Raw genomic sequence first — 25,399 nt, 5'->3', positions numbered from 1 at the left:
CTTTTTAGGCTGCCTGTTGCAGCTTCTATTGCTGATATTTATTCCACTTACAAGATTAGTTGCTGGCTCAAGCCGTTTACGGCAGAGCGCAGCTTTTAGCAAACATACAGGAATACATCGATGACAATGACAGGACTTAAGATTTCTAAAACGCTGCTGGCCGTGATGCTGACCTCCGCTGTTGCAACGGGTTCTGCTTATGCAGAAAACTCCACGACGGATAAAACGCAATCCGGCGTCGAAAGTGCGGGGCAGAAAGTCGATAGCTCCATGAACAAAGTCGGTAATTTCATGGATGACAGCACCATCACTGCGAAAGTAAAAGCCGCGCTGGTGGATCACGATAGCATTAAGAGCACCGACATTTCCGTTAAAACCGACCAGAAGGTGGTGACGCTAAGCGGGTTTGTTGAAAGCCAGGCACAGGCCGAAGAGGCAGTTAAAGTCGCCAAAGGCGTTGAGGGTGTGACCTCCGTTAGCGACAAACTGCACGTACGTGATAGCAAAGACACTTCTGTAAAAGGCTATGCGGGCGATACGGCAATCACCAGTGAGGTAAAAGCCAAGCTGCTGGCCGATGATATTGTCCCTTCCCGCAAAGTGAAAGTTGAAACCACCGATGGCGTGGTACAGCTTTCAGGAACCGTTGAATCACAGGCTCAAAGCGATCGCGCTGAGAGCATCGCCAAAGCGATTGATGGCGTGAAAAGCGTCAAAAACGATCTTAAAACTCACTAATTAGACTTAATTCGTCCTCCCGACGTTTGTCGGGAGGCGTGTTGTGCACCACACTGAAAATATCGCCGATGGGCAGCCTGAGTGCTCATATCAAGCGGTGACATTAACTATGGTAAAGGAGAAGCGCATGTTTCGATGGGGCATCATATTTCTGGTTATCGCGTTAATTGCCGCTGCACTGGGTTTTGGTGGACTGGCGGGTACCGCTGCTGGCGCAGCGAAAATTGTTTTTGTGGTGGGGATCATTCTGTTTCTGGTCAGCCTGTTTACAGGTCGTAAACGGCCCTAGCGACATCCCCTTTATTCTTCAAGTTAAAGGTGCGTTGGCTACGCGTGCTCGCCCGTATCACTTACCAGAGTAAGCAGATCGGGATTCACGCCCTTGCCGCCTTCTTGTGACTCGAATTATTTTGGGGATTAACCGTAAAGATAACTTGCTACTAAGCCAGTCCACCGGACTGGCTTTTACGGTTTTAGCATCAGGCAATTTGCGTTACTTTGTTGTTCTATTACAAAAACAACAGGAAGGCAGAGGTGGGGCAGAGAATACCCGTCACGCTCGGCAATATTGCGCCGTTATCGTTACGTCCGTTTCAACCAGGCAGTATGGCGCTGGTGTGTGAGGGCGGCGGACAAAGAGGCATCTTCACCGCTGGCGTACTGGATGAATTCATGCGCGCGCAGTTCAATCCTTTTGATCTCTTCTACGGGACCTCCGCTGGTGCGCAAAACCTTTCAGCCTATCTTTGTAACCAGCCGGGTTACGGCCGTAAAGTCATCATGCGTTACACTACCCGACGTGAATTTTTTGACCCGGTGCGCTTTGTGCGCGGGGGAAACTTAATCGATCTCGATTGGCTAGTGGATTCGACTGCGTCTCAGATGCCACTGGCGATGGATAACGCCGAGCGCCTGTTTGCCGCAGGGAAATCGTTTTATATGTGCGCCTGTCGGGGCGATGACTACACGCCTGGCTATTTTTCGCCGAACCGGCAAAACTGGCTCGATCTTATTCGTGCCTCCAGCGCGATTCCCGGGTTCTACCGCGCAGGGGTTGCGCTGGATGGTGTGAATTATCTCGATGGGGGAGTCAGCGACGCCATTCCCGTGCAGGAAGCGGCGAAGCAGGGGGCAAAAACGCTGGTGGTTATCCGCACCGTGCCTTCGCAAATGTATTACACCCCGCAGTGGTTCAAGCGTATGGAACGCTGGCTGGGCGAAAGCAGCCTGCAACCGCTGCTGAATCTGGTCCAGCACCATGAAGCCAGCTATCGCGCGATTCAGAGTTTTATTGAGAAACCGCCGGGCAAGCTGCGTATCTTTGAGATCTACCCGCCCAAACCGCTCCATAGCATGGCATTAGGAAGCCGTATTCCGGCGCTGCGGGAAGATTACAAGACCGGACGCCTGTGTGGTCGTTACTTCCTGGCAACCGTCGGCAAGCTGTTGGCGAAAAATGCGCCGTTGCCTCGTCAGACGCCGAAGATTATGGTGCCGGGACCGGTCGTGGTTCCACCTGCGCCGGTGGCTAACGACGCTCACGCCCCCGTGGTGACCAATGCGCCTCAGGCTAACGACACGACGTTTAATAATGAGGATTTGGCGTGAGTTATCGTTTTATTGATACGCATTGTCACTTTGATTTTCCGCCGTTTACGGGCGATGAATCTGCCAGTATTCAGGGCGCGACTGACGTCGGCGTGCAAAGCATTATCGTTCCGGCCACCCAGGCGGCAAATTTTTCCCGTGTACTGGCGTTAGCGGAAAATTACCCTCCATTGTTTGCCGCCCTGGGGCTGCACCCCATTGTTATTGAGCAACATAGCGATGACTGCCTGGAGCAGTTGCAGCAGGCGCTGGATAAGCGTCCGCAAAAGCTGGTGGCGGTAGGCGAGATTGGGCTGGATCTTTATCGGGACGATCCGCAATTCGATAAGCAAGAGCGGCTGCTGGAAGCGCAGCTTAAGCTGGCGAAGCGTTACGAATTGCCGGTGATCCTGCATTCGCGGCGCACTCATGACAAGCTGGCGATGCACCTGAAACGCCATGCTTTACCGCGAACCGGCGTGGTGCATGGATTTTCCGGGAGCGTGCAGCAGGCCGAACGTTTTGTGCAACTGGGCTACAAAATTGGCGTGGGCGGCACCATTACCTATCCGCGCGCCAGTAAAACCCGCGAGGTAATGGCGCAACTGCCGCTGGACTCACTGCTGCTGGAAACTGACGCGCCGGATATGCCGCTCAACGGCTTTCAGGGACAGCCGAATCGCCCGGAGCAGGTGGTCAGAGTCTTTGATGTCCTCTGCGAGCTGCGCCCGGAACCTGCGGATGTTATCGCTGATGCGCTGTATCGCAATACGACGGCGTTATTTGATTTTTAATTGCCGGACTACGGATACGTCGCATCCGGCAATTACAGGTACAGCGCCGGGAAGATCAAATTATCCACTCCGCGCTCGCGCAATCCTTGCGCCAGTTGCTCCACATCCTCAGGCGTGGCGCTCGGCCAGTCCTTCGCTTCGCCGTACACCCCGTGCGCATGAAAGGCATTTAGCCGCACTGGTACATCACCTGAACGTTTGATAAACGCCGCCAGTGCATCGATATGCTGTAGATAATCCACGTGGCCAGGAATAACCAGCAGGCGCAGTTCCGCAAGTTTTCCCTGCCCGGACAAAAAGGTAATGCTTTGTTTAATCAGCGTGTTATCGCGGCCAGTCAACTGTCGATGACACGCGCTATCCCAGGCTTTTAAATCGAGCATTACGCCGTCGCATACCGGCAGCAGTTTTTGCCAGCCGGTTTCGCTCAGCATGCCGTTGCTGTCTACCATGCAGGTCAGGTGTTGCAGTTGCGGATCGGTTTTGATCGCGTTAAACAGCGCCACGATAAACGGCAACTGGGTGGTCGCTTCGCCGCCGCTGACCGTAATTCCTTCAATAAACAGCACCGCCTTGCGAATATGCTGCAGCACTTCATCAACGCTCAGGGTTTGCGCCATCGGCGTGGCCTGCTGTGGGCACATGTGCAGGCAGGTATCGCACTGCTGACATACGTCGGATTGCCATCTCACTTTCCCCGCACTCAGGCTCAGCGCCTCATGCGGGCAATGCAGGACACATTCCCCGCAGTCGTTGCAGCGTCCCATCGTCCACGGATTGTGGCAATTTTTACAGCGCAGGTTACATCCTTGCAGAAACAGAGCCAGGCGACTGCCCGGCCCGTCGACGCAGGAGAAAGGAATGATCTTACTTACTGAAGCGCATCTGCTGTTCATGGCTAATCACGCGAGGTTGTCGTTCCAGAATGCGGGTATTGCGCGCGGCTTCTTCGCCCAGCCAGGTGGTGTTGGTGCGTGAACCTTCGGCGCGATATTTTTCCAGATCCGACAGGCGTACCATATAGCCGGTGACGCGGACCAGATCGTTACCACTCACGTTGGCGGTAAACTCACGCATCCCAGCTTTAAACGCCCCGAGGCACAATTGCACCAGCGCCTGAGGATTGCGCTTGATGGTTTCATCCAGCGTGAGAATGTCGCTGATCCCAGCGTGATAATACGCATGATGCGGCGCGACGGTTTGCAGGTGAGTGATCGGATCCGGCTCATCGCCGTAGGGCAGACGCGCGCCCGGCGTGGTGCCGATGTCAGAACTGATCCCTGACTGTGCGTGCAGCATTGCGCGCTGCTTCCAGCCAAATTTCACCGGGGTACTTTCTACAAACTCCGCCAGTTGGGCGCTGATGCGATAGCCGAGCTGATTGGCGACCTCGTCTTTTCCGTAGCGAGCATTCTGCCCCGCCTTATCGCACAGCAGATTCACCGCCTCCGCCAGGCCATACATGCCGAACATAGGGACAAAACGTTCGGGATCAATCAACCCTTCCTGCACCAGGAAGCTATTCTCAAAGAAATGTGATTTTTCATAGAGGAATTCACATCGTGAATCAATGATGGCGATTTGCTGCTGGCAATAGTGCGGTAGGGTGCGCGTAAAGAAGTCATCGACAGAGGTGCTGCGCTCTGCGATGGCTTTCAGATTGAGCCTGACCAGCGTGCTTCCACCCCCGGCGAGCGGCAATGAGTTGTAACAGCTGACGACGCCATACTGACCTTTTGTGAAAATTTTATCATTTTCGGGGCCGTTGGAAATGTGCGGCTTACTGCACTCGCAGATATTTTGCGCCACGTTGAGCAGCAGGTTGTCAGGTGTAATTTGCGGATCATAAATGAACGTCAGATTAGGCGAAACCTGCTTTAACTCTGCATCTGCGCGTAAAATTGCACGGGTGACAGGCGTATCTGCGGGGCCGATATTGGCATGCATAAATGCATCTGGCAGGGTTCTGTCGAGATAACGCCAGAAACGTTTTATTCGAATATCGATCTCATCTTGTGTTAGAATTCTAACATACGGTTGCAACAGAACGTCGAGCTGGCCGAGATAGACCGGCATCGAGGTGACTGACGGAACGTGGTGATACAGGATGGTGAGTAAGGATAACGCGTCATCAAGATCCCTGGCTCCTTCCAGTTCCAGCCATGAGGAACCGTTGGCCAGAAAACGCGCGTAGTCGGGTAAAACATAGCGCGGTTTGAACGGGGCATGACCTTCATACATATCGCAGATCACCCCGTCATCCAGCGCCTGGCGAGCCTCAGCAGGTAGTTGCGGGTAAGGCAGCGCGTTTTCAGCCTCCAGCGCCAGGAAGTGGCGTTTCTGCTCAGGGCTGAGCACCGGACTGGTCACGATTTGTTGGCAACGCTGTTGCAGCGCGAGTTCGCTTGAAGTGGGCATCGTTGATTCCTTTTAATCCCGAAGGTGTAACGCCATTGTAGAAAGCAACGCCGCCACAACCTTTGATCCGGATGCGCCTGATGCCACCGCATCCCTTCTTGAAAGGTAATTTATTTGAAGTAGATCTCATTAGAGTAATGCAAATCTGTATGTGGTTTTCATTAACTGTGATGTATATCGAAGTGTAATAGCGAGCGGATGTTAGAATACTAACAAACTCGCAAGGTGAAATTTTATACGGCGATGCCGTTGGAGAATGTTATGACCGATTTAACAGCAAGCAGCCTGCGTGCACTGAAACTGATGGACCTGACCACTCTGAATGACGACGACACCAATGAAAAAGTGATCGCGCTGTGTCATCAGGCGAAGACCCCGGTAGGCAACACTGCCGCTATTTGCATCTATCCGCGTTTCATCCCTATCGCGCGTAAGACGCTGAAAGAGCAAGGCACTCCGGACATCCGTATTGCAACCGTGACCAACTTCCCGCACGGCAACGACGACATCGAGATTGCGCTGGCTGAAACCCGCGCGGCGATTGCCTACGGCGCGGATGAAGTTGACGTGGTGTTCCCTTACCGTGCCCTGATCGCCGGTAACGAGCAGGTTGGTTTTGATCTGGTTAAAGCATGTAAAGATGCGTGTGCGGCGGCAAACGTGCTGCTGAAAGTGATCATCGAAACCGGTGAGCTGAAAGAAGAGAGTCTTATCCGTAAAGCATCTGAAATCTCCATCAAAGCGGGGGCTGATTTCATCAAAACCTCTACCGGTAAAGTGCCGGTAAATGCGACGCCGGAAAGCGCACGCATCATGATGGAAGTGATCCGCGACATGGGCGTTTCTAAAACTGTAGGTTTCAAACCGGCAGGCGGCGTGCGTACCGCAGAAGATGCACAGCAGTTCCTGGCGATTGCCGACGAACTGTTTGGCGCTGACTGGGCCGATTCCCGTCACTATCGTTTTGGCGCATCCAGCCTGCTGGCGAGCCTGCTGAAAGCGCTGGGGCACGGCGATGGTAAGAGCGCAAGCAGCTACTAATTACTCGTCATACTGCAAGCCGCAGGTGCGTTAGCTGCACTCCCTCACCCCAGTCACTTACTGTAGTAAGCGCCTGGGGATGAGCTTCCTTGCCGCTTCCTGCGACTCGAATTGTTTAGAGTAATCATTCATTGCAGTGGGTTTTCCGCTGCATTTAACCTGATTTATCGGGGGTTACCATGTTTCTCGCACAAGAAATTATTCGTAAAAAACGTGATGGTCATGCGCTGAGCGATGAAGAGATTCGTTTCTTTATCAATGGGATTCGCGACAACACCATCTCTGAAGGGCAAATCGCCGCCCTGGCGATGACCATTTTCTTCCACGATATGACAATGCCTGAGCGTGTTTCGCTGACCATGGCAATGCGTGATTCAGGAACCGTGCTGGACTGGAAAAGCCTGCAGCTGAACGGCCCGATTGTGGATAAACACTCTACCGGCGGCGTGGGTGACGTAACATCACTGATGTTAGGCCCGATGGTCGCTGCATGTGGCGGCTATATTCCGATGATCTCCGGACGTGGTCTGGGGCATACCGGCGGTACGCTCGATAAACTGGAAGCCATCCCAGGGTTTGACATCTTCCCGGACGACGCGCGTTTCCGTGAAATTATTAAAGACGTGGGTGTGGCGATTATTGGGCAAACCAGCTCGCTCGCACCGGCGGACAAACGTTTTTATGCCACCCGCGATATTACCGCGACGGTGGATTCCATCCCGCTGATTACCGGCTCTATCCTGGCTAAAAAGCTGGCGGAAGGGCTGGATGCGCTGGTGATGGATGTGAAAGTCGGCAGCGGTGCCTTTATGCCGACCTATGAGCTTTCTGAAGCGCTTGCCGAAGCGATTGTCGGCGTGGCGAACGGGGCGGGTGTACGTACCACCGCGCTGTTAACCGATATGAACCAGGTACTGGCATCCAGCGCAGGTAACGCGGTAGAAGTCCGCGAAGCGGTGCAGTTCCTGACAGGTGAATACCGCAATCCACGTCTGTTAGACGTCACGATGGCGCTGTGCGTGGAAATGCTGATCTCCGGCAATCTGGCGAAAGACGATGCCGAAGCCCGTGCGAAATTGCAGGCGGTGCTGGATAACGGCAAAGCGGCAGAGATTTTTGGTCGCATGGTTGCAGCGCAGAAAGGCCCGACCGATTTCGTCGAAAATTATGCGAAGTACCTGCCGACGGCAATGCTCAGCAAAGCGGTATATGCTGATACCGAAGGTTTTGTCAGCGCTATGGATACCCGTGCGCTGGGAATGGCGGTTGTTTCCATGGGCGGCGGTCGTCGTCAGGCTTCGGACACCATTGATTACAGCGTTGGCTTTAGCGACATGGCGCGTCTGGGCGACAGCGTAGACGGACAGCGTCCGCTGGCGGTGATCCACGCCAAAGACGAAGCCAGCTGGCAGGAAGCGGCGAAAGCGGTCAAAGCGGCAATTAGCCTTGACGATAAAGCGCCAGAAATTACACCGACAGTCTATCGTCGTATTACCGAATAACTGTATACTGATCTGATCGCTTTTTTGCGGCGCAGATGTTGGAGAACAAGATGAAACGTGCATTTATTATGGTGCTGGACTCCTTTGGTATTGGTGCGACTGAAGATGCGGATCGCTTTGGCGACGTAGGCTCAGACACTATGGGACACATTGCAGAAGCCTGTGCGAAAGGCGAAGCTGACAAGGGTCGCAAAGGTCCACTGAATCTGCCTAACCTGACCCGTCTGGGCCTGGTGAAAGCTCACGAAGGTTCTACCGGTAAAATTGCTGCTGGTATGGACGGTAACGCGGAAGTGATTGGTGCCTACGCCTGGGCGCATGAACTCTCTTCCGGGAAAGACACGCCGTCTGGCCACTGGGAAATCGCGGGTGTTCCGGTTCTGTTTGACTGGGGTTATTTCTCCGATCATGACAACAGCTTCCCGCAGGAACTGCTGGATAAACTGGTCAAACGTGCCAACCTACCGGGCTACCTCGGCAACTGCCACTCTTCCGGTACCGTGATCCTGGATCAACTGGGTGAAGAGCATATGAAAACCGGCAAGCCGATTTTCTATACTTCTGCAGACTCCGTGTTCCAGATTGCCTGTCACGAAGAGACTTTTGGCCTGGATAAACTCTACGAACTGTGTGAAATCGCTCGTGAAGAACTGACCGAAGGTGGTTACAACATCGGTCGTGTTATCGCGCGTCCGTTTATCGGTGATAAAGCGGGTAATTTCCAGCGTACCGGTAACCGTCACGATCTGGCCGTTGAGCCGCCAGCACCGACTGTGCTGCAGAAACTGGTCGACGAGAAAGACGGTCACGTGGTTTCCGTCGGTAAAATCGCGGATATCTACGCTAACTGTGGCATCACCAAAAAAGTGAAAGCTACCGGCCTGGACGCGCTGTTCGACGCCACCATCAAAGAGATGAAAGAAGCGGGTGATAAGACCATCGTCTTCACTAACTTCGTTGATTTCGACTCTTCCTGGGGACATCGTCGCGATATCGCTGGTTACGCTGCAGGTCTGGAACTGTTCGACCGCCGTTTGCCTGAACTGATGGAACTGGTGGGTGAAGATGACATTCTGATCCTGACCGCTGACCACGGCTGTGACCCGAGCTGGACCGGCACTGACCACACCCGTGAGCATATTCCGGTGCTGGTTTACGGCCCGAAAGTGAAACCAGGCTCTTTAGGTCACCGTGAAACTTTCGCGGATATTGGCCAGACGCTGGCGAGCTACTTTGGTACATCGCCGATGGACTACGGTAAAAACATGCTGTGATACCCGTTGTCTTTCGCGCTGTAGATGCGTTGACTTCATTCGCTCACCCCGGTCACATAGGTAATCTATGCTCCCGGGGGTTCCGAATTCGTCGCCTTCCTACAACGCGAATCCTTAGGGTATTTGAATTCGTTTTGTCGGTTGGGTAAGGCAGTGCTACCCCCCCGACAAAAACAATAAATCAAAAGGGAACTGAAGATGGCAACTCCACATATTAATGCAGAAATGGGTGATTTCGCTGACGTCGTATTGATGCCGGGCGACCCGCTGCGCGCAAAGCATATTGCTGAAACTTTCCTCGAAGATGTTCGTGAAGTGAACAACGTTCGCGGCATGTTAGGTTTCACCGGTACTTACAAAGGCCGTAAGATCTCCGTTATGGGTCACGGGATGGGTATCCCGTCCTGCTCTATCTACACCAAAGAGCTGATCACCGATTTTGGCGTGAAGAAAATCATTCGCGTAGGCTCCTGCGGCGCTGTGCGTATGGACGTTAAACTGCGTGACGTGGTTATCGGTATGGGCGCCTGCACCGACTCCAAAGTAAACCGTATCCGTTTTAAAGATCATGACTTCGCAGCTATCGCTGATTTCGACATGGTGCGTAATGCAGTTGATGCGGCAAAAGCACTGGGCGTAGACGCGCGCGTGGGCAACCTGTTCTCCGCTGACCTGTTCTACTCTCCGGACGGCGAAATGTTCGACGTAATGGAAAAATACGGCGTGCTGGGCGTGGAAATGGAAGCGGCGGGTATCTACGGCGTTGCGGCTGAGTTTGGTGCGAAAGCGCTGACCATCTGCACCGTGTCCGACCATATCCGTACTCACGAGCAGACCACTGCCGCTGAACGTCAGACGACCTTCAACGACATGATCAAAATCGCACTGGAATCCGTTCTGCTGGGCGATAAAGAGTAAGTGTTGTGATGCCCGGTAGCGCTGCGCTTACCGGGCATACAATCGATGTATGCCGGACCGCCATCCGGCATTTTCAGGCCAGCGTTTAGCTCACTGCACTGGCAATCCACGCTGACAGCTCGCGTAACTCTTTCTCCTGCTGTGGGAAATCAACCAGCAGCGCTTCGCACTCCTGTTGCAGCATATCCGCACGGTACAAACACCCCTGCAGACGACCCGCCAGCGCTTCTAACGGCGCGGGATTGAGGCTGTCGGTAAAGACCTGCGTACGGGTGATATGACCTTTTTCCACGTCGAAATGCAGCTCAACGCCGCCCCAGGTGAAACGCTCGTCCAGAAGGTGCGAGAACGCAGGCGCCTGACCAAAATTCCACTCCCAACTGCTCTGACGGGCAAAGGTTTCGGCAAAGTTCGGCAGATCCGGGGTTTTGTCCGGCGAGATAATTTCCGCTTCGACACGTTCGCCGTAGTGGGCAAAAAAGGCTTCCGTGATGGCCTGACAGACCTGTTGGTGGGTGATGCCCGGCAACAGCTCCGTTAGATTCGCTACGCGTGAGCGAACCGAGGTGATGCCTTTGGCGGCGAGTTTCTTTTTATCCGGATTGAGATAGTTTGCCAGGCGGCTGAGATCGGCGTTCAACAACAGCGTGCCGTGGTGGAATCCGCGGTCTTTCGTTTCCCGATAAGCAGAGCCGGAAACTTTGCGATCGCCGTCTGGCGTTTTCACGACCAGATCGTTACGCCCGGAGGCGTCGGCGTCTACGCCCAGCGCGTTCAGGGCATGGAGGACAATAGCGGTAGAGATGGTTTTGTCGTACTCCGGTTTACCGGCCATAAAGGTAAAGCAGGTATTGCCTAAGTCATGGAACACCGCGCCGCCGCCGCTGCTGCGACGGGCGAGCCGCACGTTATCTTCTTCCATACGGCGGGTATTACACTCTTTCCACGGGTTTTGCGCCCGGCCAATCACCACCGTATCGGCGTTACGCCACAAGAACAGGACGCGCTGCGTGGCGGGCATCTGGCGAAAAATGCACTCTTCGACCGCGAGGTTAAACCACGGATCGTAAGAGTCTGAGATAAGCAGGCGTAGTGTCGTCATGGTCGATTTCCTTTCTGTTATTACTCTTTCTTCTCGTTGTCTTCTTCCTGTACCGGTTTATTGGCGGTCAGCAGGAAAGGGGATTGCTGCCAGCGGGTGCGCTTGCCTTGCAATAAGGTACGGGTGAGCACCACGCCAATTGCCAGTGACAGAAGCAGCATTAGGCGTAAGATGTTGGTGGTGTTATCCACCTGCTTGGCTTCGGTGGCGAGCGTGTGGGTATCCAGCGTCAGGCGTAGATAGCCCAGCGGACCATTTCTTCCCTGAATGGGCTCGACAATCTGCTGGTTAAAATAGCCCCCGGCTTTTTTGCCGTCCAACGCCAGTCGGTCTCGAACGTTGACGCTCTCACCGGTGCGTGTAATCAGGTCTCCCTTTTCATCGTAGACCCCCGCATCCAGAATACGGCTACTTTCCGTGAGCTGCGAGAGTACCGCTTTAATGCGCTTTTCATCCGGCGTTTCGGTACGCATCAGCGGGGCGACGTTCAAGGAGACCTGGCGAGCCAGCGTGCGCGCCAGCTCTTCGAGCTGCGGATTACGCTGCTGTTGGTGGCTTTGACTAAACCAGGACGCGCCCTGCATCAGAGCAACGAGCAGCGCAAGGCAGGACAATACAATCACTGCACGATGAAGTCGGAATTTCAGTTTTGTGCGAGCCATATTCCACCTGCTGAAAATTTGAGACTTAATGTTGCCAGAAGCGCTGGTTACAGGGTAGCCTCATGCGTTATTTTCCCCTGATGATTCCGACCCGAACGATTTTACAGGAGCTTTAATGCCTAACATTACCTGGTGCGATCTACCTGAAGATGTTTCTCTGTGGCCAGGTCTGCCTCTCTCTTTAAGCGGTGATGAAGTCATGCCGCTGGATTACCACGCGGGCCGCAGTGGCTGGCTGCTGTACGGTCGTGGGCTGGATAAACAACGGTTAACGCAATACCAGAGCAAACTGGGGGCGGCGATGGTGATCGTGGCGGCGTGGTGCGTTGAGGATTATCAGGTGATTCGTCTGGCGGGCTCGTTAACGCCGCGTGCGGCAAAACTGGCGCATGATGCCAAACTGGATGTTGCGCCACTGGGTAAAATTCCGCATTTGCGCACGCCGGGTTTGCTGGTGATGGACATGGATTCAACGGCTATCCAGATCGAGTGTATCGATGAAATTGCCAAACTGGCGGGAACCGGCGAAATGGTTGCGGAAGTCACCGAACGCGCGATGCGCGGCGAGCTGGACTTTACCGCCAGCTTGCGCAGCCGCGTGGCGACGTTGAAGGGCGCTGATGCCAATATTTTGCACCAGGTGCGCGAAACGCTACCACTGATGCCTGGCCTGACTCAACTGGTGTTAAAACTGGAAACGCTCGGCTGGAAAGTGGCAATTGCCTCCGGCGGTTTTACCTTCTTTGCCGATTATCTGCGTAACAAACTACGTCTGACGGCGGCTGTGGCAAACGAGCTGGAGATCATGGACGGTAAATTCACCGGCAACGTGATCGGCGATATCGTCGATGCGCAGTACAAAGCCAACACCCTGACCCGCCTGGCGCAGGAGTATGAGATCCCGATGGCGCAGACGGTGGCGATCGGCGATGGCGCCAACGATCTGCCGATGATCAAAACGGCTGGACTGGGTATAGCGTATCATGCCAAACCCAAAGTGAATGAAAAGACGGAGATTACGATCCGTCACGCTGACCTGATGGGCGTGTTCTGCATTCTCTCTGGCAGCATGAACCAGAAATGATTTAATTGCCTGATGGCAAAGTGACCGTAGGCCGGATAAGCGCCCACGCTGTCCGGTAAACGCGCTAACGAAAGAGGTAAAACGTGGCCAAAGCTCCAAAACGCGCCTTTGTTTGTAACGAATGCGGGGCCGATTACCCGCGCTGGCAAGGGCAATGCAGCGCCTGTCAGGCCTGGAACACCATTACCGAGGTACGCCTTGCCGCGTCACCAACGGTGGCGCGTAACGAGCGGCTCAGCGGCTATGCCGGGAATGCGGGCATCGCAAAAGTGCAGAAGCTGTCTGATATCAGCCTTGAAGAGTTGCCGCGTTTTTCCACCGGATTTAAAGAGTTTGACCGCGTGCTGGGCGGCGGTGTGGTGCCCGGCAGCGCCATCCTGATTGGCGGCAACCCCGGCGCAGGGAAATCAACGCTGCTGCTGCAAACGCTGTGCAAGCTCGCTGAGCAGATGAAAACCCTGTACGTCACCGGCGAAGAGTCTTTGCAACAGGTGGCGATGCGCGCGCATCGACTCGGTCTGCCGACGGCGAATCTGAACATGCTGTCGGAAACCAGTATCGAACAAATTTGCCTGATTGCCGAAGAAGAACAGCCGAGGCTGATGGTTATCGACTCCATTCAGGTGATGCACATGGCGGACATTCAGTCTTCGCCGGGCAGCGTGGCACAGGTACGCGAAACCGCGGCTTACCTGACCCGCTTTGCCAAAACGCGCGGCGTGGCGATTGTCATGGTCGGCCACGTCACCAAAGACGGCTCGCTGGCCGGTCCAAAGGTGCTGGAGCACTGTATTGACTGCTCGGTTCTGCTCGACGGCGACGCCGATTCTCGTTTTCGTACTCTGCGTAGCCATAAAAATCGCTTTGGCGCGGTGAATGAGTTGGGCGTCTTTGCCATGACCGAACAGGGGCTGCGTGAAGTTAGCAACCCTTCCGCTATCTTCTTAAGCCGTGGCGATGAAGTCACCTCCGGCAGTTCGGTGATGGTGGTCTGGGAAGGCACGCGCCCGTTGCTGGTGGAGATTCAGGCGCTGGTCGACCATTCGATGATGGCGAATCCGCGTCGTGTGGCGGTCGGTCTGGAGCAGAACCGTCTGGCGATTCTGCTGGCCGTGCTGCATCGTCACGGCGGCTTGCAGATGGCGGATCAGGACGTGTTCGTCAACGTGGTCGGCGGTGTGAAGGTTACCGAAACCAGCGCCGATCTGGCACTGCTACTGGCAATGGTTTCCAGCCTGCGCGACCGACCGCTGCCGCAGGACTTAGTGGTCTTTGGCGAAGTGGGACTGGCGGGCGAAATCCGTCCGGTACCCAGCGGCCAGGAGCGTATTTCCGAAGCGGCGAAGCACGGCTTTCGTCGGGCGATTGTTCCTGCCGCCAACGTGCCGAAAAAAGTGCCGGAAGGGATGCAGGTCTTTGGCGTTAAGAAGCTTACGGATGCTTTAAGCGTGTTTGACGACCTATAATAAAATACCCGTCGTCTTTCCGGCGGTATTGGGTATTACGTTTATTTTTACAGCAGGAGGCTCTTGTGTCATTTGATTATCTGAAAACCGCCATTAAGCAAAAGGGCTGTACCCTGCAACAGGTGGCAGATGCCAGTGGCATGACCAAGGGATATTTAAGCCAACTGCTGAATGCCAAAATTAAAAGCCCCAGCGCGCAAAAGCTGGAGGCGTTGCACCGGTTTCTCGGGCTGGAGTTTCCGCGCCAGCAGAAGAATATCGGTGTGGTATTCGGTAAGTTTTATCCGCTGCATACCGGCCATATCTATCTTATCCAGCGCGCGTGTAGTCAGGTCGATGAACTGCATATCATCATGGGGTATGACGACACGCGCGATCGCAGCCTGTTTGAAGACAGCGCTATGTCGCAACAGCCCACGGTGCCCGATCGTCTACGCTGGCTGCTGCAAACCTTTAAGTATCAGAAAAATATCCGTATTCATGCCTTCAACGAAGAGGGTATGGAGCCGTATCCACACGGTTGGGATGTGTGGAGCAACGGGATCAAAACGTTTATGCAGGAGAAAGGGATCCAGCCTAACTGGATTTACACCTCTGAAGAGTCAGATGCCCCGCAGTATCTGGAACATCTGGGGATCGAAACCGTGCTGGTGGATCCCAAACGAACGTTTATGAACATCAGCGGCGGGCAAATCCGTGAGAACCCGTTTCGCTACTGGGAGTATATTCCTACAGAAGTGAAGCCGTTTTTCGTGCGCACCGTGGCGATCCTCGGCGGAGAGTCGAGCGGAAAATCGACGCTGGTGAACAAGCTCGCCAATATCTTTAACACTACCAGTGCGTGGGAATATGGGCGTGATTACGTCTTCTCCCATTTGGGCGGTGATGAGATGGCGTTGCAGTATTCCGACTACGATAAAATCGCCCTGGGACAAGCCCAATACATTGATTTTGCTGTCAAGTATGCCAATAAAGTGGCGTTTATCGACACCGATTTCGTTACCACTCAGGCCTTCTGCAAAAAGTATGAAGGGCGTGAACACCCGTTTGTGCAGGCCCTGATTGACGAGTATCGCTTTGACCTGGTGATCCTGCTGGAGAACAATACTCCATGGGTGGCGGATGGCTTACGCAGTCTCGGCAGTTCGGTTGACAGAAAAGCGTTTCAGTCGCTGCTGGTCGAGATGCTGCAGGAAAACAATATCAATTTTGTGCACGTTCAGGAGCCCGACTATGACGGTCGATTTCTGCGCTGCGTGGAGTTGGTGAAAGAGTTGATGGGCGAGCAGAGATAGCGTAAATGCCGGATGGCGTTGCGCTTATCCGGCCTACAAGTCGGACTCACCTCGTAGGCCGGATGAGGCGTAACGCCGCCATCCGGCGCTTAACGGTAATTACTTCGAAATACGCTTGTACTTAATACGCTTCGGCTCCAGCGCATCTGCGCCCAGCGTGCGTTTCTTGTACTCTTCGTATTCGGTAAAGTTACCTTCGAAGAACTCAATCTTACCTTCATCCTGGTAATCCAGAATGTGGGTCGCGATACGGTCGAGGAACCAACGGTCGTGCGAGATGACCATCGCGCAGCCCGGGAACTCCAGCAGGGCGTTTTCCAGCGCGCGCAGGGTTTCGATATCCAGGTCGTTGGTTGGTTCATCAAGCAGCAGCATGTTGCCGCCAACCTGCAGCAGCTTCGCCAGGTGCAGACGACCGCGCTCACCGCCGGAGAGTTCGCCTACGCGTTTACCCTGATCAACACCTTTAAAGTTGAAGCGGCCTACGTAGGCGCGGCTTGGCATCTCGGTGTTGCCGATCTTCATGATATCCAGCCCGCCGGAAACTTCTTCCCACACGGTTTTGCTGTTGTCCATGGCGTCACGGAACTGGTCAACGGAAGCTAGCTTGACGGTTTCACCCAGCGTGATGGTGCCGCTGTCTGGCTGTTCCTGACCGGACATCATACGGAACAGGGTAGATTTACCCGCGCCGTTCGGACCGATGATGCCGACGATGGCGCCTTTCGGTACGGAGAAGCTCAGGTCGTCAATCAGAACGCGATCGCCGTAGGATTTACGCAGATTGGTGACTTCAACGACTTTATCACCCAGACGTGCTCCTGGTGGGATAAACAGTTCGTTGGTTTCGTTACGCTTCTGGTATTCGGTGTTGTTCAGCTCTTCAAAGCGTGCCAGACGGGCTTTACCCTTAGACTGACGGCCTTTAGCGCCCTGACGCACCCACTCCAGCTCTTTCTCAATGGATTTACGGCGAGCCGCTTCCTGAGACGCTTCCTGCGCCAGACGCTGATCTTTCTGCTCCAGCCAGGAGGAGTAGTTGCCTTCCCATGGAATACCTTCGCCGCGGTCAAGCTCCAGAATCCAGCCCGCAACGTTGTCGAGGAAGTAACGGTCGTGGGTAATCGCCACCACGGTACCTTCGAAGTCGTGCAGGAAGCGTTCCAGCCACGCAACGGATTCGGCGTCCAGGTGGTTAGTCGGTTCGTCGAGCAGCAGCATGTCTGGTTTTTCCAGCAGCAGGCGGCACAGCGCGACGCGGCGGCGTTCACCACCGGAGAGGTTCTCAATTTTAGCGTCCCAGTCCGGCAGACGCAGGGCGTCAGCGGCACGCTCAAGCTGCACGTTCAGGTTATGGCCGTCGTGTGCCTGAATGATCTCTTCAAACTTGCCCTGTTGCGCAGCGAGTTTATCGAAGTCGGCGTCCGGCTCGGCGTACTTTGCGTACACTTCATCCAGACCTTTCAGCGCGTTAACCACTTCGGCAACCGCTTCTTCCACGGATTCACGAACGGTATGTTCCGGGTTCAGTTTCGGTTCCTGCGGCAGGTAACCGATTTTAATGCCAGGCTGTGGGCGAGCTTCACCTTCGATATCGGTATCAATGCCGGCCATGATGCGCAGCAGGGTCGATTTACCCGCGCCGTTCAGACCAAGAACACCGATTTTGGCGCCAGGGAAGAAGCTCAGTGAGATGTTTTTAAGAATATGACGTTTCGGCGGAACGACTTTGCCGACACGATGCATGGTATAAACAAATTGGGCCACGTTGGACTCGCCTCTTTATTTATCCCGTCATACTTCAAGCTATAGATGCGTTGGCTGTGAGTTACTCGGCTCATCCATGAGCCTCGCCCTTGCGGGCCGCTGCTCCGCAGCGTTCAAATCTGTTCCTGACAGATTTGTCGTTCCCCCCAGTCACGCACTTTGTACGCTCAGGGGATTTACTCCCTCGCCGCCTTGCTGCAACTTGAATTATTTAGGGCTAATTATTGGTAAATAGTTATCAAAGGCGAAGTGTAGCCTTTTTCATTGCCCAATCCCAGCCAGCAGATCTCACTCGCAACAAAAGTAAAAAAGTGTCCGTGACGTGGCGCATTCTGCAATGTCTGGTTAGCATGAACTAATTAAGCGGCATGATGCTGCACAGACGTAACATGAGAAGAGGAAGAGCTTGTGGACAAAGCCAATCAATTTACCTGGCGCCTGCTGGCGGCCAGCGTATGTCTGCTGACGGTCAGTCAAGTGGCGCGAGCCGATTCCCTGGATGAGCAGCGCAGTCGCTATGCGCAAATTAAACAGGCCTGGGATAACCGACAGATGGATGTCGTAGAGCAGATGATGCCCGGCCTGAAGAATTATCCTCTGTATCCTTATCTGGAATATCGTCAGATTACTGACGATCTGATGAATCAGCCCACCATTACCGTTACCAATTTTGTGCGCGCCAACCCGACGCTGCCCCCCGCGCGTACTCTGCAATCACGTTTCGTGAATGAACTGGCGCGACGGGAGGACTGGCGTGGACTGCTGGCGTTCAGCCCAGAAAAACCGGGTACCACGGAAGCGCAATGCAACTATTACTTTGCGAAATGGAGCACCGGGCAAACCGAAGAGGCCTGGCAGGGCGCGAAAGAACTGTGGTTGAGCGGGAAAAGCCAGCCCAACGCCTGTGACAAATTATTCGGCGTATGGCGCGCCTCAGGAACTCAGGATCCGCTGGCGTATCTGGAGCGTATTCGTCTGGCGATGAAAGCCGGGAATACCGGTCTGGTCACGGCGTTGGCTGGACAAATGCCCGCGCAATACCAAACTATCGCTTCGGCGATCATCGCGCTGGCCAACGATCCGAATTCGGTGATGACCTTTGCACGCACCACTGGCGCGACGGATTTCACCCGACAGATGGCGGCGGTGGCTTTTTCCAGCGTGGCGCGTCAGGATGCGGAAAACGCCCGCCTGATGATCCCGTCTCTGGCGCAGGCGCAACAGCTGAATGACGAGCAAACCCAGGAGCTGCGCGACATCGTCGCCTGGCGTCTGATGGGCAATGACGTTACCGATGAGCAGGCCAAATGGCGCGATGACGCCATTATGCGCTCGAATTCCACCTCGCTTGTGGAACGCCGTGTGCGCATGGCGCTGGGAACCGGCGATCGTCGTGGTCTGAATACCTGGCTGGCGCGTCTGCCAATGGAAGCAAAAGAGAAAGATGAGTGGCGTTACTGGCAGGCGGATCTGCTGCTTGAGCGCGGGCGTGAGGCGGAAGCCAAAGAGATCCTGCACCAGCTCATGCAGCAGCGCGGTTTCTATCCGATGGTGGCGGCACAGCGTCTGGGTGAAGAGTACGAGCTGAAAGTGGATAAAGCCCCGGCAAACGTTGACTCTGCGCTGACTCAGGGACCGGAAATGGCACGTGTGCGCGAGCTAATGTACTGGAACCTGGACAATACCGCGCGCAGTGAATGGGCGAATCTGGTCACCAGTCGCACGAAGTCTGAGCAGGCTCAGCTGGCGCGTTACGCGTTCAACAATCACTGGTGGGATCTGAGCGTACAAGCGACGATCGCCGGTAAGCTGTGGGATCATCTGGAAGAGCGTTTCCCACTGGCCTACAAGGATCTGTTTACACGCTACACCAGCGGCAAGGATATTCCGCCAAGCTATGCGATGGCGATAGCGCGTCAGGAAAGCGCCTGGAACCCGAAAGTAAAATCGCCGGTTGGTGCCAGCGGGCTGATGCAGATTATGCCGGGTACGGCGACGCATACGGTGAAAATGTTCTCGATTCCAGGTTACAGCAGCCCGAGCCAACTACTGGATCCTGATACCAACATCAACATTGGTACCAGCTATTTACAGTATGTCTATCAGCAATTCGGCAATAACCGCATTTTTGCGTCGGCGGCCTATAACGCTGGACCGGGGCGCGTTCGCACCTGGCTTGGCAACAGCGCGGGTCGTATCGATGCTGTCGCGTTTGTCGAAAGCATTCCATTCTCTGAGACGCGTGGCTACGTGAAGAACGTGCTGGCTTATGATGCGTACTATCGCTATTTCCTCGGTGACAAACCGGAGTTGATGAGCGACGCAGAATGGCAACGTCGTTACTGATCGTGTCGGTTGTGTTATGCTATCGTACTCGTTAAAGAGTACAAAAGGGGGAGGCAAGCACGCTTCCCCCGCAACGATGGCGATAACTTATGACTCAGCAATCACCCTATTCGGCAGAGATGGCAGAACAGCGTCACCAGGAGTGGTTACGTTTTGTCGATCTGCTTAAACACGCCTATGAACAAGACTTACACCTGCCCCTGCTCAATTTGATGTTAACGCCGGATGAGCGCGAAGCGCTGGGCACGCGCGTGCGTATCATTGAAGAGCTGCTGCGCGGCGAGATGAGTCAGCGCGAGCTTAAAAACGAGCTCGGGGCGGGGATCGCCACCATTACACGGGGGTCGAACAGCCTCAAATCCGCACCGGTGGATCTGCGTCATTGGCTGGAGCAGGTGCTGCTAAAAAATGCCTGATGGCGCTTCGCTTTCAGGCCTAATTATGTGGCGCGGTTGTGGCCGGATAAGGCGAAGCCGCCATCCGGCACAACGCTATAAATACACTGCGTTATGAAACGGGCTGAGCGCCAGAATCACCGCCTGGTGGTATACGCTTGAGCGCGTCAGCTTGCCCGCGGTAAAGACGCCGATTGCGCCCTCTTTACGGCCAATCTCATCAATACCCGTGTAGTCCGACATCACCGGACCGAGCGCTTCGCCTTGACGGACTCTGTCGAGAATGACAGCTGGCAATGGCAGCGTGGCTGAACGGGCTTCGCCGCGCTGGACGCCATTATCAATCACTACCCAACTGAAGGTCGCATCGTCGTCAATTCCCGCTTCAATAGCGACCCAGAAATCAGCCTGCGGGTGCAGACGGCGCGCATTATCAACGCGATTTCGTGCGCCAGTGCGCGTTTCCTGGTTTCCGAAAGGTTGTTCCGGCACGCCACTCTCGACGGCGACGGGTTCAATATGGCAGGATCCTTCCCCGAAAATCTCTTCAAATGCCCGCAGAATTGCCTGAATTTTGGCAGGATTGGTGGTCGCAGAGATAACCTTGTGCATAATTAAGCTCAGTTTGAAAATTCATCGCATCGCAGTATAACGGAAAAAAAGCATGTTACAGGTATACCTTGTTCGCCATGGCGAAACGCAGTGGAACGCCGAGCGACGTATTCAAGGCCAGTCAGACAGCCCACTGACCGCTAAAGGTGAACAGCAAGCCATGCAGGTGGGCGAACGCGCCCGCACGTTTGGTATTACGCATGTCATCAGCAGCGATTTAGGTCGTACACGACGCACCGCAGAAATCATCGCCCAGGCCTGTGGCTGTGATATCACCTATGACTCACGTTTGCGCGAGCTGAATATGGGCGTGCTGGAGCAACGCCATATCGATACGCTGACGTCGGAAGAAGAGGGCTGGCGTCGCCAGTTGGTGAACGGTACGGTGGAGGGGCGTATTCCTGAAGGGGAATCGATGCAGGAACTGAGCGATCGCGTCCACGCGGCGCTGGCATCCTGTCTGGAGTTGCCGCCGGGGAGTCGTCCGCTGCTGGTCAGTCACGGTATTGCACTGGGTTGTCTGGTGAGTACGATTCTGGGATTACCGGCATGGGCTGAACGTCGCCTGCGTCTGCGCAACTGTTCTATTTCTCGCGTCGATTACCAGGAAAGTTTGTGGCTGGCGCCGGGATGGGTAGTTGAAACGGCAGGGGACATCTCACATCTGGACGCCCCTGCGTTAGACGAACTGCAGCGCTAGCGGCGAATCGGAATCAGGAATTCGCAGCGCAGGTTGATCGGGCGATCTCCCGCTTTGGCATCTTCTGCCGGGTAGTATCGCTCGATATCCTGCCCTTTACGGCGCGTCAGGTTCAGCATTGGCATGCATGTGCCGTAAACCGTCAGGATAAACTCCTGTACGCCGGTCCCCAGCCCTTCATAGGTAAACATCACATACTCGCCGCCCTGTAGCAGGATAGGCTGTGCCGACGGCACATAACCATTGGCCTGTTCCGGCGTCAGTGCTGTGGTGTAAAACACTTCCTGCTCGTCATCTTTTTCAATGCTCGGACGCGTTTCGTTCAACCCGTACAGCACAGGTGGGATCGCAGGAGCCTGGCTAAGGAAGTCGCGCCAGAACTGAATTCGCATTTCATGACGGAAATCTGAAATCTGCTCCAGCGAGCAGGAATAGCTTTGCGTGGTGCCAAGCAGTTGCGTATCTTCCAGCGTGACAAACTCGTGCGCAGGCATGGCAAATTCACCCAGTCGCATAGGCGGGCGAATACCAAACGCGCTCCAGTCCGGCGAACGGCGATACAGCGCAGGCGTTTGGGAAAACTGTTTCTTGAACGCGCGGGTAAAGGTTTGTTGAGAGTCAAAGCGATATTGCAGCGCAATATCCAGAATTGGGCGTGCAGTCAGGCGCAGCGCCACTGCGGATTTCGATAAACGACGGGCGCGGATATAGGCGCCAATAGCATGGCCCGTCACGTCCTTAAACATTCTCTGCAGGTGCCACTTGGAATAGCCTGCTTTTGCCGCCACATTGTCAAGCGACAAAGGCTGATCCAGATGACCTTCCAGCCAGATTAATAGGTCGCGAATAATGCCAGCCTGATCCATAAAATATCCTCATCCTTTCAACAACGAGTACCTGACGTCAGGTATGAGGATAATAGCATTTTTTGCTGTTTTAGCATTCAGTGTTTTTTTTGCTCATAAATGCTTTTTTCGATCATTCGAAAGCGTGATTATTGTAATCCTGTGATCTGTATACGTTTTATCTTAGAATGTCGAATAATTACACAGAGTAACTTTTAAAAATGGTAACAATATGAAATATAAGAGCTTAATCATTTCCTCAATTCTGCTGATGTTGGCGCAGGTCGCCCATGCGGAGCAGATTGGATCTGTCGATACGGTGTTCAAAATGTTTGGGCCGGATCATAAAATTGTGGTCGAAGCGTTTGACGATCCAGATGTTACCAACGTGACCTGCTACGTGAGCCGGGCGAAGACCGGCGGCATCAAAGGTGGGCTGGGGCTGGCGGAAGATACCTCCGATGCCGCCATTTCCTGTCAGCAGGTGGGGCCGGTAGAACTGAGCGACAGAATCAAGAACGGCAAAGCGCAGGGCGAAGTGGTATTTAAAAAACGTACCTCGCTGGTGTTTAAATCCTTACAGGTCGTGCGTTTTTACGACGCGAAACGTAATGCCCTGGCCTATCTGGCCTATTCAGATAAAGTGGTCGATGGATCGCCCAAAAATGCCATCAGCGCGGTGCCCATCATGCCGTGGCGGGAATAACAAGGAAGCAAAATGCAACAACCGTTGATCTGGTTGGTTGAGGATGAGCAGGGCATTGCCGATACGCTCATCTACATGCTGCAGCAGGAAGGTTTTAGCGTGGAAGCGTTTGAGCGCGGGTTACCTGCGCTGGAGAAATCTCGCCAGCGTTGTCCTGATGCGATCGTTCTGGATGTCGGACTACCGGATATCAGCGGTTTTGAACTGTGTCGACGCCTGCTGGAGCGGCATCCAGCGTTGCCGATCCTGTTTCTGACCGCGCGTAGCGATGAGGTGGATCGCCTGCTGGGGCTGGAAATTGGCGCGGATGACTATGTTGCCAAGCCTTTCTCACCGCGCGAGGTGTGCGCCCGCGTGCGTACGCTGCTGCGGCGGGTGCAGAAATTCTCTGCTCCTTCATCGACGACGCGTTGCGGCGATTTTGAACTTAATGAGCTGACCGCGCAGATTACCTGGTTCGGCAAGCCGTTAAACCTGACGCGCTATGAATTTCTGTTGCTGAAAACACTGCTGTTGTCGCCGGGGCGCATTTACTCACGCCAGCAGTTGATGGATTTAGTCTGGGCCGATGCACAGGACACCTTTGACAGAACGGTCGATACCCACATTAAAACGCTGCGCGCCAAGCTGCGGGCTATCAACCCTGAGCTTTCCCCCATCAATACGCATCGCGGTATGGGATATAGCCTGAGGAGCGTCTGATGCGCATTGGCATGCGTTTGTTGCTCGGCTATTTTCTGATTGTTGCCGTCGCCGCCTGGTTCGTTTTGTCGATTTTTGTACAGGAAATTAAACCAGGCGTCCGCCGGGCAACCGAAGGCACTTTGATTGATACCGCCACGCTGCTGGCTGCGCTGGCGCGCGATGACTTGCTCTCTGACTCTCCAGCCAACGGCAAGCTGGCGCAGGCATTTTCGCAACTGCATAACCGCCCATTCAGCGCCAATATCAGCGGCATTAACAAAGTCCGTAATGAATACCATGTCTACATGACGGACGCGCAGGGTAAAGTGTTGTTTGATTCCGCAAACCAGGCTGTCGGTCAGGACTATTCTCGCTGGAACGACGTGTGGTTAACCCTGCGTGGGCAATATGGCGCCCGCAGTACGCCGCAAAACCCGAACGATCCGGAAAGTTCAGTGATGTACGTGGCCGCGCCGATCGTAGACGGCGGACGTATTATCGGAGTGCTTAGCGTCGGTAAACCGAATGCGGCGATGGCGCCGGTGATTAAACGCAGTGAACGGCGGATGCTGTGGGCCAGCGCCGTATTGCTGGGCATTGCCTTAGTGATTGGCATCGGGATGGTATGGTGGATAAACCGCTCCATCGCCCGGCTGGCGCGCTATGCCGACTCCGTTACCGAGAATCGCCCCGTCCCACTGCCTGATTTAGGTAGCAGCGAGCTACGTAAACTGGCGCAGGCGCTGGAAAGTATGCGACTGAAGCTGGAGGGCAAGAACTACATTGAGCAGTATGTTTATGCGTTAACGCATGAACTGAAAAGTCCGCTGGCGGCCATTCGCGGCGCGGCTGAGATTTTGCGCGAAGGTCCGCCGCCGAACGTGGTTGCGCGCTTTACCGATAATATTCTGACGCAAAATGCGCGCATGCAGGCGCTGGTCGAAACCCTGTTACGCCAGACGCGACTGGAGAATCGACAGGACATTACGTTGACGCCAGTGGCGGTAGATGCGCTGTTTGCTCAGCTCAAAGAGGCACGCAGCGTGCAACTGGCGGCAAAAAACATCACGCTTACCATTATGCCTTCATCGCTTAGCGTCGCCGCCGATCCTGCGTTACTGGAGCAGGCATTGGGGAATTTGCTCGACAACGCTATCGACTTCACGCCACAGGACGGGACGATTACGCTGAGCGCGCATCAGCAGGATGAACTGGTCACGTTGCAGATAATCGACAGCGGCAGCGGGATCCCCGACTTCGCGTTGCCGCGTATTTTTGAGCGTTTCTATTCGCTGCCCCGTGAAAATGGGCATAAGAGCAGCGGTTTAGGGCTGGCGTTTGTCAGTGAGGTTGCGCGACTGCACGAGGGGACGGTGACATTGTGCAACCGACCACAAGGCGGCGCACAGGCCTCGTTTACGCTTCACGGTCACTTCACATAACTTCAAATTCTCCGCACATAG

General features: G+C 54.6%; 24 protein-coding genes. 17 read left to right on the top strand and 7 right to left on the bottom strand.

Annotation, left to right across the window (positions count from 1 at the left end):
* Positions 1 to 120 precede the first annotated feature (120 nt).
* The 4 genes from osmY (at position 121) to HV229_RS21620 (ending at position 3,119) form a co-directional block, all read left to right on the top strand.
* Positions 121 to 738 (top strand): molecular chaperone OsmY, encoded by a 618-nt coding sequence (gene osmY, locus HV229_RS21635; RefSeq protein WP_016151602.1) that lies wholly within the window; start codon positions 121 to 123, stop codon positions 736 to 738.
* 127 nt (positions 739 to 865) lie between these two features.
* Positions 866 to 1,027 (top strand): DUF1328 family protein, encoded by a 162-nt coding sequence (locus tag HV229_RS21630; protein ID WP_003019081.1) that lies wholly within the window; start codon positions 866 to 868, stop codon positions 1,025 to 1,027.
* A gap of 245 nt (positions 1,028 to 1,272) precedes the next feature.
* Complete coding sequence (locus HV229_RS21625) at positions 1,273 to 2,346, top strand: patatin family protein (protein WP_019078315.1); 1,074 nt, start codon at positions 1,273 to 1,275, stop codon at positions 2,344 to 2,346.
* Entirely contained in the window at positions 2,343 to 3,119 is a 777-nt protein-coding gene (locus HV229_RS21620; RefSeq protein ID WP_053389011.1) for a metal-dependent hydrolase, read from the top strand. Before HV229_RS21625 ends, HV229_RS21620 begins: the two co-directional genes overlap by 4 nt.
* Before the next feature lie 32 nt (positions 3,120 to 3,151).
* Here the strand turns inward: HV229_RS21620 and HV229_RS21615 are convergent, their stop codons facing one another.
* The gene (locus tag HV229_RS21615) at positions 3,152 to 4,015 is read right to left on the bottom strand and encodes a YjjW family glycine radical enzyme activase (RefSeq protein ID WP_047358375.1); all 864 of its coding nucleotides are present in this window, start codon (positions 4,013 to 4,015) and stop codon (positions 3,152 to 3,154) included.
* Entirely contained in the window at positions 3,987 to 5,537 is a 1,551-nt protein-coding gene (locus tag HV229_RS21610; protein ID WP_181546366.1) for a YjjI family glycine radical enzyme, read from the bottom strand. Before HV229_RS21610 ends, HV229_RS21615 begins: the two co-directional genes overlap by 29 nt.
* A 261-nt stretch (positions 5,538 to 5,798) precedes the next feature.
* Here HV229_RS21610 and deoC point away from each other — a divergent pair, with 261 nt between their 5' ends.
* The 4 genes from deoC (at position 5,799) to deoD (ending at position 10,272) form a co-directional block, all read left to right on the top strand.
* Entirely contained in the window at positions 5,799 to 6,578 is a 780-nt protein-coding gene (gene deoC / locus HV229_RS21605; RefSeq protein WP_016155634.1) for a deoxyribose-phosphate aldolase, read from the top strand.
* Positions 6,579 to 6,757: 179 nt separating this feature from the next.
* On the top strand, positions 6,758 to 8,080 hold the full coding sequence (gene deoA / locus HV229_RS21600) for a thymidine phosphorylase (protein ID WP_016151609.1): 1,323 nt from the start codon (positions 6,758 to 6,760) through the stop codon (positions 8,078 to 8,080).
* Positions 8,081 to 8,130: 50 nt separating this feature from the next.
* Complete coding sequence (deoB, locus tag HV229_RS21595) at positions 8,131 to 9,354, top strand: phosphopentomutase (RefSeq protein WP_016151610.1); 1,224 nt, start codon at positions 8,131 to 8,133, stop codon at positions 9,352 to 9,354.
* Between the two features lie 198 nt (positions 9,355 to 9,552).
* Entirely contained in the window at positions 9,553 to 10,272 is a 720-nt protein-coding gene (gene deoD, locus HV229_RS21590) for a purine-nucleoside phosphorylase (protein ID WP_000224864.1), read from the top strand.
* A gap of 85 nt (positions 10,273 to 10,357) precedes the next feature.
* Here deoD and lplA read toward each other — a convergent pair whose 3' ends face one another.
* Entirely contained in the window at positions 10,358 to 11,374 is a 1,017-nt protein-coding gene (lplA, locus tag HV229_RS21585) for a lipoate--protein ligase LplA (protein ID WP_016151611.1), read from the bottom strand.
* A gap of 20 nt (positions 11,375 to 11,394) precedes the next feature.
* A complete protein-coding gene (locus tag HV229_RS21580) occupies positions 11,395 to 12,036 on the bottom strand; it encodes a YtjB family periplasmic protein (RefSeq protein WP_016155636.1) in 642 nt (213 codons plus the stop codon).
* 115 nt (positions 12,037 to 12,151) lie between these two features.
* Between HV229_RS21580 and serB the strand changes: the two genes are divergently transcribed.
* The 3 genes from serB (at position 12,152) to nadR (ending at position 15,881) form a co-directional block, all read left to right on the top strand.
* Entirely contained in the window at positions 12,152 to 13,120 is a 969-nt protein-coding gene (gene serB, locus HV229_RS21575) for a phosphoserine phosphatase (protein WP_003829946.1), read from the top strand.
* Between the two features lie 83 nt (positions 13,121 to 13,203).
* A complete protein-coding gene (gene radA, locus HV229_RS21570) occupies positions 13,204 to 14,586 on the top strand; it encodes a DNA repair protein RadA (RefSeq protein WP_016151613.1) in 1,383 nt (460 codons plus the stop codon).
* A gap of 65 nt (positions 14,587 to 14,651) precedes the next feature.
* A complete protein-coding gene (gene nadR, locus HV229_RS21565; RefSeq protein ID WP_016151614.1) occupies positions 14,652 to 15,881 on the top strand; it encodes a multifunctional transcriptional regulator/nicotinamide-nucleotide adenylyltransferase/ribosylnicotinamide kinase NadR in 1,230 nt (409 codons plus the stop codon).
* Between the two features lie 99 nt (positions 15,882 to 15,980).
* Here the strand turns inward: nadR and ettA are convergent, their stop codons facing one another.
* Positions 15,981 to 17,648 (bottom strand): energy-dependent translational throttle protein EttA, encoded by a 1,668-nt coding sequence (ettA, locus tag HV229_RS21560; protein WP_181546364.1) that lies wholly within the window; start codon positions 17,646 to 17,648, stop codon positions 15,981 to 15,983.
* A 408-nt stretch (positions 17,649 to 18,056) separates the two neighbouring features.
* On the opposite strand from ettA, the gene sltY reads away from it, so the two are divergent.
* Positions 18,057 to 19,994 carry a murein transglycosylase gene (sltY, locus tag HV229_RS21555; RefSeq protein WP_047358370.1) on the top strand — a complete coding sequence of 646 codons (1,938 nt, stop codon included), beginning with the start codon at positions 18,057 to 18,059 and terminating at the stop codon, positions 19,992 to 19,994.
* Between the two features lie 89 nt (positions 19,995 to 20,083).
* Positions 20,084 to 20,410, top strand: coding sequence for a trp operon repressor (trpR, locus tag HV229_RS21550; protein ID WP_019078321.1), 327 nt, complete (start codon positions 20,084 to 20,086; stop codon positions 20,408 to 20,410).
* Positions 20,411 to 20,485: 75 nt separating this feature from the next.
* Here trpR and yjjX read toward each other — a convergent pair whose 3' ends face one another.
* Positions 20,486 to 21,001 carry an inosine/xanthosine triphosphatase gene (gene yjjX / locus HV229_RS21545; RefSeq protein ID WP_016151618.1) on the bottom strand — a complete coding sequence of 172 codons (516 nt, stop codon included), beginning with the start codon at positions 20,999 to 21,001 and terminating at the stop codon, positions 20,486 to 20,488.
* Between the two features lie 52 nt (positions 21,002 to 21,053).
* On the opposite strand from yjjX, the gene gpmB reads away from it, so the two are divergent.
* Positions 21,054 to 21,701, top strand: a complete 648-nt coding sequence (gpmB, locus tag HV229_RS21540) for a 2,3-diphosphoglycerate-dependent phosphoglycerate mutase GpmB (protein ID WP_016151619.1) — start codon at positions 21,054 to 21,056, stop codon at positions 21,699 to 21,701.
* On the opposite strand, the gene robA is transcribed toward gpmB, so the two are convergent.
* The gene (gene robA / locus HV229_RS21535) at positions 21,698 to 22,567 is read right to left on the bottom strand and encodes an MDR efflux pump AcrAB transcriptional activator RobA (protein WP_151216679.1); all 870 of its coding nucleotides are present in this window, start codon (positions 22,565 to 22,567) and stop codon (positions 21,698 to 21,700) included. The genes gpmB and robA overlap by 4 nt on opposite strands.
* A gap of 211 nt (positions 22,568 to 22,778) precedes the next feature.
* Here robA and creA point away from each other — a divergent pair, with 211 nt between their 5' ends.
* Genes creA through creC form a run of 3 tightly spaced genes read left to right on the top strand, consistent with a single transcriptional unit; the run spans position 22,779 to position 25,378 of the window.
* On the top strand, positions 22,779 to 23,252 hold the full coding sequence (gene creA / locus HV229_RS21530) for a protein CreA (protein WP_016151621.1): 474 nt from the start codon (positions 22,779 to 22,781) through the stop codon (positions 23,250 to 23,252).
* A gap of 12 nt (positions 23,253 to 23,264) precedes the next feature.
* Positions 23,265 to 23,954, top strand: a complete 690-nt coding sequence (gene creB, locus HV229_RS21525; protein WP_181546362.1) for a two-component system response regulator CreB — start codon at positions 23,265 to 23,267, stop codon at positions 23,952 to 23,954.
* Positions 23,954 to 25,378, top strand: a complete 1,425-nt coding sequence (gene creC, locus HV229_RS21520; RefSeq protein WP_181546360.1) for a two-component system sensor histidine kinase CreC — start codon at positions 23,954 to 23,956, stop codon at positions 25,376 to 25,378. The genes creB and creC overlap by 1 nt, the downstream gene beginning before the upstream one ends.
* Positions 25,379 to 25,399: the final 21 nt, after the last annotated feature.

This window comes from Citrobacter sp. RHBSTW-00524, assembly GCF_013747755.1.
GTDB lineage: Bacteria > Pseudomonadota > Gammaproteobacteria > Enterobacterales > Enterobacteriaceae > Citrobacter > Citrobacter braakii.
The sequence above is the reverse complement of the archived record's forward strand: the minus strand, read 5'-3'. Positions and strand labels throughout refer to the sequence as shown.